Here is a 15,063-nt window from a genome sequence, read left to right on the forward strand (position 1 = left end):
GTGAATAGGCCCAAGCGACTGTTTAGCAAAAACACAGCTCTCTGCGAAGCCGTAAGGCGAAGTATAGGGGGTGACACCTGCCCGGTGCTGGAAGGTTAAGGAGAGGGGTTAGCGTAAGCGAAGCTCTGAACTGAAGCCCCAGTAAACGGCGGCCGTAACTATAACGGTCCTAAGGTAGCGAAATTCCTTGTCGGGTAAGTTCCGACCCGCACGAAAGGTGTAACGATTTGGGCACTGTCTCAACCAGAGACTCGGTGAAATTATAGTACCTGTGAAGATGCAGGTTACCCGCGACAGGACGGAAAGACCCCGTGGAGCTTTACTGTAGCCTGATATTGAATTTTGGTACAGTTTGTACAGGATAGGCGGGAGCCATTGAAACCGGAGCGCTAGCTTCGGTGGAGGCGCTGGTGGGATACCGCCCTGACTGTATTGAAATTCTAACCTACGGGTCTTATCGACCCGGGAGACAGTGTCAGGTGGGCAGTTTGACTGGGGCGGTCGCCTCCTAAAGTGTAACGGAGGCGCCCAAAGGTTCCCTCAGAATGGTTGGAAATCATTCGTAGAGTGCAAAGGCATAAGGGAGCTTGACTGCGAGACCTACAAGTCGAGCAGGGACGAAAGTCGGGCTTAGTGATCCGGTGGTTCCGCATGGAAGGGCCATCGCTCAACGGATAAAAGCTACCCCGGGGATAACAGGCTTATCTCCCCCAAGAGTCCACATCGACGGGGAGGTTTGGCACCTCGATGTCGGCTCATCGCATCCTGGGGCTGTAGTCGGTCCCAAGGGTTGGGCTGTTCGCCCATTAAAGCGGTACGCGAGCTGGGTTCAGAACGTCGTGAGACAGTTCGGTCCCTATCCGTCGTGGGCGTAGGAAATTTGAGAGGAGCTGTCCTTAGTACGAGAGGACCGGGATGGACGCACCGCTGGTGTACCAGTTGTTCTGCCAAGGGCATAGCTGGGTAGCTATGTGCGGAAGGGATAAGTGCTGAAAGCATCTAAGCATGAAGCCCCCCTCAAGATGAGATTTCCCATAGCGTAAGCTAGTAAGATCCCTGAAAGATGATCAGGTTGATAGGTTCGAGGTGGAAGCATGGTGACATGTGGAGCTGACGAATACTAATAGATCGAGGACTTAACCATATAATATGAAGCAATGTTATCTAGTTTTGAAAGAATATAAAAAACTTGTTGACTTTAAAAGTTAAATAAGTTACAATAATTCTTGTCTTAAATGAATACAGTCTGGTAATGATGGCAGAGAGGCCACACCCGTTCCCATACCGAACACGGAAGTTAAGCTCTCTAGCGCCGATGGTAGTTGGGACCTTGTCCCTGTGAGAGTAGGACGTTGCCAGGCAAATGGAGGATTAGCTCAGCTGGGAGAGCACCTGCCTTACAAGCAGGGGGTCGGCGGTTCGATCCCGTCATCCTCCACCATTTAGCCGACTTAGCTCAATTGGTAGAGCAACTGACTTGTAATCAGTAGGTTGGGGGTTCAAGTCCTCTAGTCGGCACCAGAAATCATGGCGGTTGTGGCGAAGTGGTTAACGCACCGGATTGTGGCTCCGGCATTCGTGGGTTCGATTCCCATCAGTCGCCCCATTTTTTCTTGAAATATTAATATGCGGGTGTGGCGGAATTGGCAGACGCACTAGACTTAGGATCTAGCGCCTTTGGCGTGGGGGTTCGACTCCCTTCACCCGCACTTTTAATTAAATAACTCATACATGTCTTGCGGAAGTAGTTCAGTGGTAGAATACAACCTTGCCAAGGTTGGGGTCGCGGGTTCGAATCCCGTCTTCCGCTCCAATTTTCAATATGACATGCCGGGGTGGCGGAACAGGCAGACGCACAGGACTTAAAATCCTGCGGTGGGTGACCACCGTGCGGGTTCGACCCCCGCCCTCGGCACCATATGCGCCCGTAGCTCAATTGGATAGAGCGTTTGACTACGGATCAAGAGGTTAGGGGTTCGACTCCTCTCGGGCGCGCTTTTATTAACGGGAAGTGGCTCAGCTTGGTAGAGCACCTGGTTTGGGACCAGGGGGTCGCAGGTTCAAATCCTGTCTTCCCGATATTCCCAAAAATATGGGGCCTTAGCTCAGCTGGGAGAGCGCCTGCCTTGCACGCAGGAGGTCAGCGGTTCGATCCCGCTAGGCTCCACTTATTTTAATATCATTTATGGCGGTGTAGCTCAGCTGGCTAGAGCGTACGGTTCATACCCGTGAGGTCGGGGGTTCGATCCCCTCCGCCGCTACCATAAAGGACCTTTAGCTCAGCTGGTTAGAGCAGACGGCTCATAACCGTCCGGTCGTAGGTTCGAGTCCTACAAGGTCCACCATTAGACGTTTATATCTCGGAGGTATACCCAAGTTCGGCTGAAGGGATCGGTCTTGAAAACCGACAGGCGGCGAGAGTCGCGCGGGGGTTCGAATCCCTCTACCTCCTCCATTTTTTTCTAAAGTAAATATTTTATCATCGCGGGGTGGAGCAGCACGGTAGCTCGTCGGGCTCATAACCCGAAGGTCGCAGGTTCAAATCCTGTCCCCGCAACCAAATGGTCCCGTGGTGTAGTGGTTAACATGCCTGCCTGTCACGCAGGAGATCGCCGGTTCGACCCCGGTCGGGACCGCCATTTTAATAAGGCTCGGTAGCTCAGTCGGTAGAGCAGAGGACTGAAAATCCTCGTGTCGGCGGTTCGATTCCGTCCCGAGCCACCATTTTGAAGTCGCAAGCCGACTTAGCTCAATTGGTAGAGCAACTGACTTGTAATCAGTAGGTTGGGGGTTCAAGTCCTCTAGTCGGCACCACTTTCAAAATGAGCCATTAGCTCAGTTGGTAGAGCATCTGACTTTTAATCAGAGGGTCGAAGGTTCGAGTCCTTCATGGCTCACCATTTACAATTTAATGCGGGTGTAGTTTAGTGGTAAAACAAGAGCCTTCCAAGCTCTGGTCGAGAGTTCGATTCTCTTCACCCGCTTTTCAATTATGGGCCTATAGCTCAGCTGGTTAGAGCGCACGCCTGATAAGCGTGAGGTCGATGGTTCGAGTCCATTTAGGCCCACCATAATTGTTCCGCAGTAGCTCAGTGGTAGAGCTATCGGCTGTTAACCGATCGGTCGTAGGTTCGAGTCCTACCTGCGGAGCCATATTATAGAGAAGTACCCAAGTGGCTCAAGGGGCTCCCCTGCTAAGGGAGTAGATCGCTAACGCGGTGCGAGGGTTCGAATCCCTTCTTCTCTGCCAGTAACTGGCCCGTTGGTCAAGTGGTTAAGACACCGCCCTTTCACGGCGGTAACACGGGTTCGAATCCCGTACGGGTCATACTAAAAGAGATAGCATAATCTGCTATCTCTTTTTTGTTGTGTAAAAGTGGACTTTGGATAGTCTGCTTTTTTTTTTTATGGATTTCTTGTATACTTTTTTCTATTTGAATTTCGGGTATCTTTTCTTTAATGCTGTATTTAATCATTGCAATAAATTGTAGAAGATTTATATATATGCACTTATTTTTGCAACCTTTTTATTCTCTCATTCGACTATATTAGTAAAGGGAGGAAGAAATAAAAATGGACATAGCCTATCTAGTAAAACAAGCAACAAGGGGAAATGATCAAGCATTTGAACAACTCATTACTTTTGTTCGTCCGAAATTATATCGAACAGCCTATTCTTATGTAAGAAATGAACAAGATGCACTGGATATATACCAAGAAACAATTTATGAAGCGTATCTTTCATTGAAAAAATTAAAAAAGCCCGAGAAATTTCAAAGTTGGATTACTAAAATTCTTGTTTTTAAATCCATTGATTTTGTAAGAAAATCCTCTAGACAATTTGTTGCGAATGATGAAATGTTTTCTAATTTATGTACGGAAGAGAGCATGAATAAATTAGAACAATCTTTGGATTTAATCGAGGCATTTAATTTTTTAGATCCTACTTACAAAACTATTATTTTATTAAGGTATTATCACGATTTATCTATTAAGGAAATTGCTGAGGTTCTTAATTCTCCAGAAGGAACGGTAAAATCTCAATTACATCGAGCAAAGCAAGCTTTACGCCCCATTTTAAAGGAGGGATATAGTTATGAATAAAGAAGAATTTAATCACCATATCAATGATATTCCTATACCAGAAGATCGGTTAATTCAAAGAGAAAAAACAGCCATGCTTCAAGCTAAGAAAAATGGATACCGTAGAAAAAAAACAATCAAGTATTCTAGTCTTGTTGCTTGTGGAATATGTGTTTCTCTCTTAGGTTTTGGATTCATTTCTCCTACTATGGCAAAGACATTATCGAGTGTTCCAGTTATAGGCCCCATTTATGCACAATTTAATGATATTGCTGCTGATAAAATCGAAAAGGATGAGCTGGCTACATCAATTGAGAGACAAGATAACCATAGTGGTTTAACGATGAAGGTGAAAGAAGCTGTTTACGATGGTGGACGTTTAGTGATCACGGTGGAATACAAAGGAGAAAATACTATTTCAAATAGCAATGAAGAGAAAGCTGGATTTAGTTATGTAACCATTAATGGGAAAGAGGTCAGAGCTGCAATTAGTTCTACTTCACAGAAGCCAAAAGGACGAAACAGCATTATTGAGCAGCATGAATTCACTCTGGCTAATTACGGTGAATTTGGTGATAAAATTGATGTTTCCGTCCATGGGAAAAATTTATTTGGACAAACAGGAACATGGAACGTAGCATTTCCTCTTACAAAAGTTGAAGATGAGATTCGTAAATTCACTCCTAATATAAAAACATTAACGAAAGATAATCTGTATGCATTAACAGTAAATCAAGTAACCTTTTCTTCACTTTCAACGAGGGTTGATTTGACCTTTGATTATCCAAAAGAAATGGAAGTTAATGATAGCTGGCCAGCACTTGATTATACTGTCACTGATGATAAAGGAAAAATTTACGAAGGAGTCAGCTTACAAGTTGGTAGCACGGGACTATACGGACACCATATTGTTTTAGCCCTTCCACCAATGGATAATCCTCCAAAATCCTTAACAATTGAACCTTCGTATCTTAGTGGTCTAAATGATACATTAAAAAATGGGGGTGCTCTAGATTTGAAAACGACTGTGTTGCTACAATAATTGAAGAGCTTTGCTAGGTTATTGACTGTTATTAAGTGATGGTATGTTAATTTGACGTGTATGAAAAAATATCGCTATCCAACTAAGATAAATTTGTATCCATATAATCAAAAAAGGCTATTCTTTTTGTAGAAATATACAGAAAGGATGGCGTTTTTTATGCTGTCATTATTGTTGAGTTATGTTGGTAAGTGGATATATTGCAAACATCGCCGATATAATTTCACTTACTGATAAAATCCCTTTCACAATCTAAAGAAAACGCCTCCATTGAAATGGATTCCACACCTATTCCAACAACTTTACACTCTATGTGAAAAAGTTCACAAATAGGTCATAATTTGTGAAGTAATTCACAATAATACGTGCTACAATATGAATGTAAAGAAGTTAAACAACATTAAATTAGTATTTTAATTAATTACTTAAACAATTATAAAAAAAATATATGTAAACAATTGAGAGGGGAAATTACCATGAAAAAAGGTATCAATCGCGTAGTATTAGTAGGAACAGGAGCTGTAGGTTGTAGTTACGCTTACTCAATGATCAATCAAGGTGTAGCTGAAGAATTCGTATTAGTAGATGTTAATGAAGCAAAAGCAGAAGGGGAAGCAATGGACTTAAGCCATGCGGTACCATTCTCTCCAGCAGCAACAAAAGTTTGGAGCGGTAGTTATGCAGATTGTAAAGATGCAGATTTAGTTGTTATCACTGCTGGATTACCACAAAAGCCAGGCGAAACTCGTTTAGACTTAGTTGAGAAAAATACAAAAATCTTTAAACAAATCGTTCGCGGTATTATGGATAGCGGATTCGATGGAATCTTCTTAATCGCAACAAACCCAGTTGACATTTTAACTTACGTAACTTGGAAAGAATCTGGTTTACCAAAAGAGCGCGTAATCGGTTCTGGTACTACTTTAGACTCTGCTCGTTTCCGTTACATGTTAGGTGACTACTTAGATGTAGATCCACGTAACGTTCATGCTTACATCGTTGGTGAGCACGGTGACACTGAACTTCCAGTATGGAGCCATGCTACTGTAGGTGTACAAAAACTAGAAACAATTTTAGCTAACAACGAACAGTACAAACAAGAAGACTTAGATAAAATCTTCGAAAATGTACGTGACGCAGCTTACCATATCATCGAGCGTAAAGGCGCAACTTACTACGGAATCGGTATGTCACTACTTCGTGTAACTAAAGCGATCTTAAGCAACGAGAACAGCGTATTAACTGTATCTGCATACCTTGAAGGTCAATATGGTGAGAAAGATGCTTACGTAGGTGTTCCAGCTGTTATTAACCGCCAAGGTGTACGTGAAATCGTAGAACTTGAGCTAAATGAAGAAGAAAAAGCGAAATTCGCTCATTCTGTAAAAGTGTTAAAAGAAACAATGGCACCAGTACTATAATAATTGCTAAATAATTCAGAGGCGGGAAACTGCTTCCTACCTCTGAGTTTTTATATAATTTAAATATAAATTCCTTTTCCGGTTTCCCTTGTATATCCCCAATATACCCCTTTTGCTGGATAAGGGTCGTTTATAGAAAAGAGCACTCTACGTAAAGTAGAGTGCTCTTTATTATTATTTTTTAGGCGTTAATCCTAATTTCTTTAAAATATCTGCAAGTGTACCGCTTTTTGATTTTTCAACAGGTGTTTGTGATTTAGATGCATCAGGACCTTTTTTCAAGAAGTTCTTTTCAACGAAGCGAATATCTTTTTCGTCAACAATGCCATCTTTGTTAAGGTCACCGTCTTTTACAGATAGTCCTTTTTTACCGTAGTTGCCAGCGATAATTTCTGCATCTTTAATATCAATTACTTTATCGCCATTTACATCACCTGCAAGGTTTTCATCAAAGCGTGCATAATAATATTGGCCGAGCAGTTTACCATCTTTTTCAGTACCTAGTTTCGTAGTTAGGCGGCTTGTTAAGTGCCCTGGTACTTCTACATATAAGTTGTAGTCGCGTTTATTAACAGGAAGTCCATTTAGCTTGAAGTATCCGTATTTATCAAGTGAACCTTCAAACTTATGACGGTAAGAATCAGTTGCATATACTTTTACGCCAAGTTTCGTATAATCGAACTTTTCATCTAAATAGCCACGTTCATTTACGAATGCGCCAGGTTTAATATTGCCTTCTACTAGTGAGTTTAAGGACATAACTGAGAATGTTTGATCTTGAAGGACACGCATTCTATTTGGCTCTGATTCACCTTGTTTCCAGTAAGCAAACACTGATAAATCTAACTGGGCGTTTGTTTCATAAAACTCATCATTTTCTACTTTGAAAGTTACATCAATGAATGGGAAATCACCATCTAATCCAGCGAAGTTTTTGTCATCAATAGCTCCGCCAACTGTAACAGAACCCTCTTCTAATTTCGGCTCGTTCACTTTTGCAGTTACACCTTTTTCAGAAAGGAGTTTTTCAAAAGCAGGATTGAATTTCGCATTTGCAAATTTGAAGTTCTTCTCTAGGAATTTCACGTTAAATTCCCCAGAAACAAACTGTTTTACGTGTTTCGCGTTTAGTGTTACAGTAAGTTCATCATTTTTGTATACTTCTTTTTTATCATAACTAGTTTTCGCATATTGGGCTCCTTGTGGGATAAACCAATAGTTATTTACCCCGTTTGGATAGTCAGGTCCCGCAGTTGCATAATCGAAAATATATACCCCTGTATTCATTGGACCTTCCACTTTAAAGGATTCAGGAGTAATACCAACTTTAAAGTCACCATTTGCATTAATAGGTAAAAACTTATGCAAGTATGGGGAATAGTCATAGTACATAACTCCGTTCGCTTCTTGCGTAATGTTTAACCCTTTTCCTTTTAAGTAGTCAACGTTTGAATCGTACACATTACCTTTAATCCATAACGCTTTTTTACCATCTTCTACTGTATAATTCTCTTCATTTAATTCATAAATACCAGGTTGTAATCCAGTTAATTTCACTTCTGGTGGTGTATTATCGATTACGACATAATCACCTTTTACACGTGCTTTTCCAGCTTTATCGTAGCCAACAAACTCAATTGTGTAGTCTCCTTCTGGCAAGTTGATTTTCTCATCACCAATTGGTTTTGCAGGATCATTTGTAAAAGGATATACTTTTCCGTTAAAGAATGAATCTAAGTAGTAATACACATCCGTCTTTAGGCCACTCGTGTTTAATGTTCCAATGAAGCCGAGTGCTTTATTTGTTTTGGAATCTTTCACGATAAGATCTAACGTTTCAAGTTCGCTGTTTAATTGGAACGCTCCGTGAACATATGATTCACCGTATGGATTAAATTTAGATGTATCAGTTGAAATTGCTTTTCTTGATAGTATCGCATTTTCAATACCAGGCTCTGATACACGAATAGAGAACGGAATTTGATATGTTTCTTCTTTATTTTTCGTGTTCGTAATATGAATATATCCTTCATATCGGCCTTGTTTCACACCGGCTGGAACATTAATTTTTGCTTCAATTTCATCCGTCTTTCCAGCATCAAGAGTAATTGTTTCTGGAACAGAGACTTTTACACCGTTTGCGGTAGCATCGTTAATAGTAGAAGAAGCTGGTGTATAAGAAATTTCTGTTTTAAATTCTTTTTTCTCTTGTTTATTATGGTTGGCTACTTTTATATTTCGTTTTTGTTCAAGAGCTTCACCGTCTTTTTGATAAAACTTACCGAATGCAATAGATCCAGTTTCCTCGGGTACTTCAATTACTTCATTATTCACAACAGTTTTTGTCGTATCTAATACTTTAAAGCTTGCTTCTGTATGAACGGCGTTGTACGCATCTACTCGCCCAGCTCCAACTTCATATACAGAATACTTTTCTTTTAAATCATCAGCCGTGTTCATAAGAGATGCTTTCACATCAAACGGAGAGTATTCTGGGTGTTCTTGTAAAATAAGAGCAGCAACGCCCGCAATATGAGGAGAAGCCATAGATGTTCCTTGCATACGTTCGTAGGAAACACCATAGTTTTCGCCTTCTTGTGGATCGTTAATATATTCAGGTACTGTTGAAAGTACAGCAACACCAGGCGCTGTAATATCAGGTTTAATATCATCATTTGATGTAACAGGGCCACGTGAGCTAAAGTCTGCAAGATGATCACCTTCTGTTTGAACGTAACTAAGTTCGTCAAAAGTAAAGGATGTATTACCTTGTTCGATTTGAGCTTTTAGTTTTTCACCGTCTTCTTTTGTTAGGCGGAATGTTGGAATGTATTTTGTGCTTTCGCCAACGTAGTAAGGAATTTCTCCATCTACATTGTTATAAATAATAACGGCTTTCGCACCAGCTTGTTTCGCATTCGCGATTTTTTCATCAAATGACAGTGTGCCACGTGCAACGAGAGCGATTTTACCTTTGACATCTTTTTTACTAAACTCGTCAGGAGTACCGATTCCTACAAATTCAATAGGAAGAGATTGTCCTTTGAAATCTTCTATTTTATCAGTGAAGTTTTTGCCGAATAAAATCAAGTTAGGAAATTGTACTGCTCCAGCATGACCTGATAGTTTTGGTAAGGAAATAGAGCTATCGCTTGCCCCAACTGTAATAGCAAATGGAGAAGCGCCTGGTGATCCGAGTGTTGCTGGATTTGGTCCAGAGTTCCCAGCAGCAACGACTGTAACAACGCCGGAAAGCATCGCATTATTGACAGCAATAGATGTTGGATCAAGCGGATTGTTACTATCATCACCTAACGATAAGTTAATAACGTTCATACCGTCAGAAATAGATTTATCAATTGCGGCGATAATACCTGAACTATCGCCGCTTCCGTATGGACCAAGTACACGATAGTTATATAGTTCGATGTCAGGTGCAACACCTTTTACTGCTGAATCGGATTGGTTTTTCTTTTGAGCAGAAACGATACCTGCTACGTGAGTACCATGCGCTGTGTAGAAGGAAGAACCACGGTCATCAAATTCAGGAGCGCCAGATTGCTGCCATTCTGAATACGTTGTTTCCATCGGGTCTGCATCGTTATTAATAAAGTCCCAACCTTTTACGGAGTTTGGGTCTACCTTAGTAGAATCTTCGCCAGGTTTTGCACGATAGCCTTTATACACGTCTTTTAAGTCAGGGTGATTGTAGTCAATACCTGTATCTAATACCCCAACTTTAATTCCTTTTCCGGTAATGCCCTCATTATGTAACTTATCCACACCAATTTGCGGAATGCTATCTGTTAGTTTTTGAGGTGCTTTTTGCTCAGCTTGTTTCGGTAAATTTAATTTCACCTCATAATCTTTCCAAATACGTTTTACAACACCGATTCGTAACAATTCTTCAACTGTATTTGCCGGTAATGTCAGTGCAACTCCATTTATCGCATGCTTATAAGAACGTTTAATTTGTACAGACTGGAAATTTCCAGACTTCACGGATGGGCTGAATTGACGTAGATTTTTTAGACCTTTTTGGAATTCTTCATGCTCTTGATCAATGCGTGCCTTTACATTTTCAGGTGCAGCTTGCAACCCTTTTGCTTTTTGTTTTAATTCATTAATCTTTACTGGTGCTGTTTGAAATTCTACAATGATATTTACAGGCTCTGAACTACTTGTATTAATATCTGGCGAAATCGTAAAACCAGGATTGGCATCTAACGTTTGCAATGCTTGGCGTTGTTCTTTAGAAAGTTTTGATAGTAAAGACTGGGCGTTTGAAGAGTCAATTTGGTTAATAGGGTTTTCAGCAAGTACATTGAACGGAAGGGCAGTTGAAAATAGAACGCCAGCCGTTACAATTCCGGTAATGAAATGATTTTTCTTTTTCATGTATAGGCCTCCGATAATTTATATTTTAAAAATTATTTCTCCACGCCTGGTGTTTGCTCTGCATGGAATGTCCAGTTTAGCTGTAAGGAATCACCCTGGAATTTATTTTGATCTTGTTCGTTTTCTTCAAAGGAGAAGAGCACGTGTAAAGAATCTGTTTCACCAGATTTAATACCGTCTATTAAGTTATGACGTTCTAGAGATGTAGCTACATCTTCTGGTTTCATAGTTTTTAATTCTGATAGTTTTGTTTCCCACAAAATTTCATGATCATCGTTTGGATTAGATGGCTGTCCGTCATTTACTAGAAACTGGACGACAATGTGATCGCCTAAATCTTCACCGTCATTATTTTGCTTTGCATCTGTAACTTCATAGGATGTTTCAAGCGCTACCTTTGCGATATCCAATGTTCCTTTATTTTCAAGCTTGAAATTCTTTTCAATAAAATCACCTGGTTTTAAATCTTTCACATCAACAATTACACTTGGGTTAATAGAAAGATCTAGTGTACCAGCTTGAAATGAGTTACTAGATGTTTCAGAATCACTGAAATAGGCGAATACACCGCCGAATGTAAGGGATAAACCAAGTGAAGCTGTGACAACTCCCATTCCAACCTTTTGTTTTAATGACATAAGAAAGCCTCCTAGTGAAAAATTTTTATCGAACTTTCGCATGAAGTATAGATAGGGTAAACAGAGTAGTTCAGTATGAATTATATTTACGAAGGTTCGATGTTCTTTATTGAGAACAAGTATATGCCTATGAATTTTTCAATTCAATAAAATTGTGACAAAAAATGTTGAGAAACATTTTTTTATGACAGATTATTTCGCGCCGTTTTTGGGTGAAAGTAGCATGGAAAATAGGATAAATCTAATAAAATAAGGGTTGAGAAATAAATAAGAGTATGAAAAGTGAAGCGTTTTCAATGAATATTCGTCAAAATTCGATATTTTATATGGAAATGTGGAAAAATTTAAACATTTTTAAGAAAAAAACGTATATTTTTTAGAAATTAACAAGGATATTTCAGTTTTTTGCAGAAATAGTTAAAGTATAAAAAATTCTGTCATCTTAGTGAGGTGAGCATATTGAGTGTAATAAATTGTGAAGAAGTGAAACGAGATGAGTTTCATACAGAAAAGTACTATGAGAGCTATAACATCTTTGGCGCACATGTTGTGACGGAAGATGAGATGCGAGGGGTACGATTTACAGTATGGGCTCCTCATGCGAAAGCAATGAGTGTTGTTGGAGATTTTAATGAGTGGGATTATGAGCAACATAAGATGCTACAAGTGACAGAAGAGGGAATTTGGTCTTTGTTTATACCGCATATTGAAGAAAAAGAAATATATAAATATGCGATTGAAACGATGACAGGTGACGTCATTTTAAAGGCAGATCCGTATGCCGTATATGCCGAAGTAAGACCAAATACGGCATCTGTAGTTTTTGATATAGAGGGATATGAATGGAATGATAAAAACTGGAATCGTAAGAAAAAGAAAAAATCGGTTTATAAAGAAGCGATGACAGTTTATGAATTGCATTTCGGCTCTTGGAAAAAGAAAGAAGATGGAGCCCTGTACTCTTACAGGGAAATGGCAGAAGAACTCATTCCGTATGTGGTGGAACATCAATTTACACATATTGAAATTATGCCGCTTGTTGAGCATCCATATGATCGTTCCTGGGGGTATCAAGGAACGGGATATTATGCAGCGACGAGTAGATTCGGCACGCCACATGATTTGATGTATTTTGTCGATGAATGTCATAAATATGGAATCGGTGTCATTTTAGATTGGGTGCCGGGGCATTTTTGTAAAGATGCTCACGGTTTATATTTGTTTGATGGGACACCGACCTATGAATATAAAGATAAAGATGTACAAGAAAACTCAGTATGGGGAACTGTCAATTTTGATTTAGGAAAGAGAGAAGTACGTAATTTCTTAATTTCAAATGCGTTATTTTGGATGAGGTATTTCCATATTGATGGTTTCAGGGTAGATGCGGTTGCAAATATGTTGTTCTGGAATAAAGAAGGACAGGAGCAAAGTAATGAGCATGCTGTTTCATTTTTACGAGAGTTAAATGAGGCGGTGTTTGCAGAAGATGAAGACTTTCTTATGACAGCAGAAGATTCAACAGCTTGGCCACTTGTAACAGCTCCAACGTATGAAGGTGGGCTTGGGTTCAATTACAAATGGAATATGGGCTGGATGAATGACGTGCTGAAATATATGGAGTGTGCACCTGAATATAGGAAACACATTCATGAAAAAATGACGTTTTCTTTACTATATGCTTACTCCGAAAACTTCATATTACCGCTTTCTCATGATGAAGTCGTTCATGGGAAAAAGTCATTATTAAATAAAATGCCAGGAGATTACTGGGATAAGTTTGCTCAACTTCGTTTATTATATGGATATTTCTTTACTCACCCAGGAAAGAAGTTACTTTTCATGGGAGGAGAATTTGGGCAGTTTGATGAGTGGAAAGATCTCGAAGATTTAGATTGGAATTTACATGATTTTGAAATGCATCGTTATATGCATGATTACTTTAAAGAGCTCATAGCATTGTATAAGCGCTCAAAACCACTTTGGCAGCTTGATCATTCGCCTGAAGGTTTTCAGTGGATTGATGCTAATAATAATGAGCAAAGTATTTTCACATTTATCCGCCAAGGGGATAAGAAAGAAGATGCGTTAGTTGTCGTATGTAATTTTACAAAAGCTACATATGAAAACTATAAAGTAGGTGTACCAGATTTTGAGCATTATAACGAGATTTTAAATAGTGATGCCGAGCAATATGGCGGTTCGGGTCAAGTGAATAAGAAACGTCTCAAGACGATTCTAGAACCGTATCATAATCAAGCGGCACATGTAGAAATTACAATTCCACCATTTGGCGTATCCATATTACGACCAGTGAAGACAAGAAAGGGGAGCAAAAAACAAGATGGCTCAAAAACAAAAGTGCGTAGCAATGTTACTAGCAGGGGGAAAAGGTAGTCGTTTAAGTGCATTAACAAAAAATTTAGCCAAGCCAGCTGTTCCATTTGGTGGTAAATATCGCATTATTGATTTTACGTTAAGTAACTGTGCGAATTCTGGTATTGAAACAGTTGGGATTTTGACGCAATATCAACCACTCGAACTTCATAACTATATTGGAATCGGAAATGCATGGGATTTAGATCGAGTAAGCGGCGGAGTCACAGTGTTACCTCCTTATGCGGAGTCTTCAGGTGTGAAGTGGTATACAGGTACGGCAAGTGCCATTTATCAAAACTTAAACTATTTAAGTCAGTATGAACCGGAATATGTCCTTATTTTATCAGGCGATCATATTTATAAAATGGATTACAGTAAAATGCTAGATTACCATATTGAAAAAGAATCAGATGTTTCAATTTCTGTTATTGAAGTGCCTTGGGATGAAGCGAGTCGCTTTGGCATTATGAATACGAATGAAGAGATGGAAATTGTTGAATTTGAAGAGAAACCGCAATTCCCAAGAAGTAATCTTGCATCAATGGGAATTTATATTTTTAACTGGGCAATTTTGAAAGAGTATTTAGAGATGGATGCGAGAAATCCTGAATCTAGTAATGATTTCGGAAAAGATGTACTTCCGCTTCTATTAGATGAAGGGAAGAAGCTGATGGCGTATCCATTCGAAGGATATTGGAAAGATGTTGGGACAGTGAAAAGCTTATGGGAAGCGAACATGGATTTACTTCGTGATGAAACGTCACTGAACTTAAACGACCGTAATTGGCGCATTTATTCCGTCAATCCAAATGAGCCGCCTCAATATATTGCACAGCAGGCAAAAGTGGAAGAATCACTTATTAACGAAGGGTGCGTCATTGAAGGGGACGTGAAGCATTCTGTCTTATTCCAAGGAGTAACGGTGGAAGAAGGTAGTATGGTAATTGATTCAGTCGTTATGCCAGGAGCGAAGATTGGTAAAAATGTTGTAATTGAAAGAGCCATCGTTGGATCAGAAATGGTTATTGAAGATGGAACAATCATTCGTCCAGAAAAAAATGTTGACGATGTAGTACTAATTGCTGAAGGGAAATAGAAAAGG

Annotated in this window: 7 protein-coding genes, 22 tRNA genes and 2 rRNA genes (1 of these 31 running past the window's edge); 29 read left to right on the forward strand and 2 right to left on the reverse strand. The window is 39.8% G+C overall.

The features are described 5' to 3' along the window. From EUC40_RS02485 to EUC40_RS02615, 27 genes are all read left to right on the forward strand, one after another. A 23S ribosomal RNA gene (locus tag EUC40_RS02485) occupies nt 1-1,144 on the forward strand (it extends 1,778 nt beyond the left edge of the window). Between the two features lie 101 nt (nt 1,145-1,245). Continuing rightward, nucleotides 1,246-1,361: ribosomal RNA gene (gene rrf / locus EUC40_RS02490) — 5S ribosomal RNA — on the forward strand. 4 nt (nt 1,362-1,365) lie between these two features. Further along, a tRNA-Val gene (locus EUC40_RS02495) sits at nt 1,366-1,441 on the forward strand. 4 nt (nt 1,442-1,445) lie between these two features. Next, nucleotides 1,446-1,521 (forward strand) — tRNA-Thr (locus EUC40_RS02500). A 9-nt stretch (nt 1,522-1,530) separates the two neighbouring features. Further along, nucleotides 1,531-1,606 (forward strand) — tRNA-His (locus EUC40_RS02505). A 22-nt stretch (nt 1,607-1,628) separates the two neighbouring features. After that, a tRNA-Leu gene (locus EUC40_RS02510) sits at nt 1,629-1,709 on the forward strand. Between the two features lie 29 nt (nt 1,710-1,738). After that, nucleotides 1,739-1,813, forward strand: a tRNA-Gly gene (locus tag EUC40_RS02515). Nucleotides 1,814-1,829: 16 nt separating this feature from the next. After that, nucleotides 1,830-1,918 (forward strand) — tRNA-Leu (locus EUC40_RS02520). A 3-nt stretch (nt 1,919-1,921) separates the two neighbouring features. After that, nucleotides 1,922-1,995: transfer RNA gene (locus tag EUC40_RS02525), tRNA-Arg, on the forward strand. Between the two features lie 10 nt (nt 1,996-2,005). Further along, nucleotides 2,006-2,079 (forward strand) — tRNA-Pro (locus EUC40_RS02530). 15 nt (nt 2,080-2,094) lie between these two features. Continuing rightward, nucleotides 2,095-2,167: transfer RNA gene (locus EUC40_RS02535), tRNA-Ala, on the forward strand. 20 nt (nt 2,168-2,187) lie between these two features. Continuing rightward, a tRNA-Met gene (locus EUC40_RS02540) sits at nt 2,188-2,264 on the forward strand. A 4-nt stretch (nt 2,265-2,268) separates the two neighbouring features. Continuing rightward, nucleotides 2,269-2,345 (forward strand) — tRNA-Ile (locus EUC40_RS02545). 17 nt (nt 2,346-2,362) lie between these two features. Further along, a tRNA-Ser gene (locus tag EUC40_RS02550) sits at nt 2,363-2,455 on the forward strand. Nucleotides 2,456-2,483: 28 nt separating this feature from the next. After that, a tRNA-Met gene (locus EUC40_RS02555) sits at nt 2,484-2,560 on the forward strand. Nucleotides 2,561-2,563: 3 nt separating this feature from the next. Next, nucleotides 2,564-2,639, forward strand: a tRNA-Asp gene (locus EUC40_RS02560). Nucleotides 2,640-2,648: 9 nt separating this feature from the next. After that, a tRNA-Phe gene (locus tag EUC40_RS02565) sits at nt 2,649-2,724 on the forward strand. Nucleotides 2,725-2,738: 14 nt separating this feature from the next. Then, nucleotides 2,739-2,814, forward strand: a tRNA-Thr gene (locus EUC40_RS02570). A 10-nt stretch (nt 2,815-2,824) separates the two neighbouring features. After that, nucleotides 2,825-2,900, forward strand: a tRNA-Lys gene (locus tag EUC40_RS02575). 13 nt (nt 2,901-2,913) lie between these two features. Next, nucleotides 2,914-2,984, forward strand: a tRNA-Gly gene (locus EUC40_RS02580). Between the two features lie 10 nt (nt 2,985-2,994). Further along, nucleotides 2,995-3,071: transfer RNA gene (locus EUC40_RS02585), tRNA-Ile, on the forward strand. A 7-nt stretch (nt 3,072-3,078) separates the two neighbouring features. Then, nucleotides 3,079-3,153, forward strand: a tRNA-Asn gene (locus tag EUC40_RS02590). 6 nt (nt 3,154-3,159) lie between these two features. Beyond that, a tRNA-Ser gene (locus EUC40_RS02595) sits at nt 3,160-3,250 on the forward strand. A gap of 6 nt (nt 3,251-3,256) precedes the next feature. Then, nucleotides 3,257-3,328, forward strand: a tRNA-Glu gene (locus EUC40_RS02600). Nucleotides 3,329-3,573: 245 nt separating this feature from the next. Then, nucleotides 3,574-4,104: a sigma-70 family RNA polymerase sigma factor gene (locus tag EUC40_RS02605; RefSeq protein WP_156573499.1), complete on the forward strand. Its 531-nt coding sequence runs from the start codon at nt 3,574-3,576 to the stop codon at nt 4,102-4,104. Further along, entirely contained in the window at nt 4,097-5,125 is a 1,029-nt protein-coding gene (locus tag EUC40_RS02610; RefSeq protein ID WP_156573501.1) for a DUF4179 domain-containing protein, read from the forward strand. Before EUC40_RS02605 ends, EUC40_RS02610 begins: the two co-directional genes overlap by 8 nt. A 476-nt stretch (nt 5,126-5,601) precedes the next feature. Beyond that, complete coding sequence (locus EUC40_RS02615) at nt 5,602-6,546, forward strand: L-lactate dehydrogenase (protein WP_000715331.1); 945 nt, start codon at nt 5,602-5,604, stop codon at nt 6,544-6,546. A gap of 174 nt (nt 6,547-6,720) precedes the next feature. Here the strand turns inward: EUC40_RS02615 and EUC40_RS02620 are convergent, their stop codons facing one another. Next, nucleotides 6,721-10,944, reverse strand: a complete 4,224-nt coding sequence (locus tag EUC40_RS02620) for a S8 family serine peptidase (RefSeq protein WP_156573503.1) — start codon at nt 10,942-10,944, stop codon at nt 6,721-6,723. A gap of 32 nt (nt 10,945-10,976) precedes the next feature. Then, on the reverse strand, nt 10,977-11,582 hold the full coding sequence (locus EUC40_RS02625) for a CalY family protein (RefSeq protein ID WP_156573505.1): 606 nt from the start codon (nt 11,580-11,582) through the stop codon (nt 10,977-10,979). A gap of 459 nt (nt 11,583-12,041) precedes the next feature. On the opposite strand from EUC40_RS02625, the gene glgB reads away from it, so the two are divergent. Continuing rightward, nucleotides 12,042-13,979 carry a 1,4-alpha-glucan branching protein GlgB gene (glgB, locus tag EUC40_RS02630; RefSeq protein WP_071710894.1) on the forward strand — a complete coding sequence of 646 codons (1,938 nt, stop codon included), beginning with the start codon at nt 12,042-12,044 and terminating at the stop codon, nt 13,977-13,979. Continuing rightward, nucleotides 13,927-15,057, forward strand: coding sequence for a glucose-1-phosphate adenylyltransferase (gene glgC, locus EUC40_RS02635; protein WP_000057617.1), 1,131 nt, complete (start codon nt 13,927-13,929; stop codon nt 15,055-15,057). Before glgB ends, glgC begins: the two co-directional genes overlap by 53 nt. The last annotated feature ends 6 nt before the right edge of the window (nt 15,058-15,063 follow it).

The sequence above is a fragment of the Bacillus luti genome (assembly GCF_009739945.1).
Taxonomy (GTDB): domain Bacteria; phylum Bacillota; class Bacilli; order Bacillales; family Bacillaceae_G; genus Bacillus_A; species Bacillus_A luti.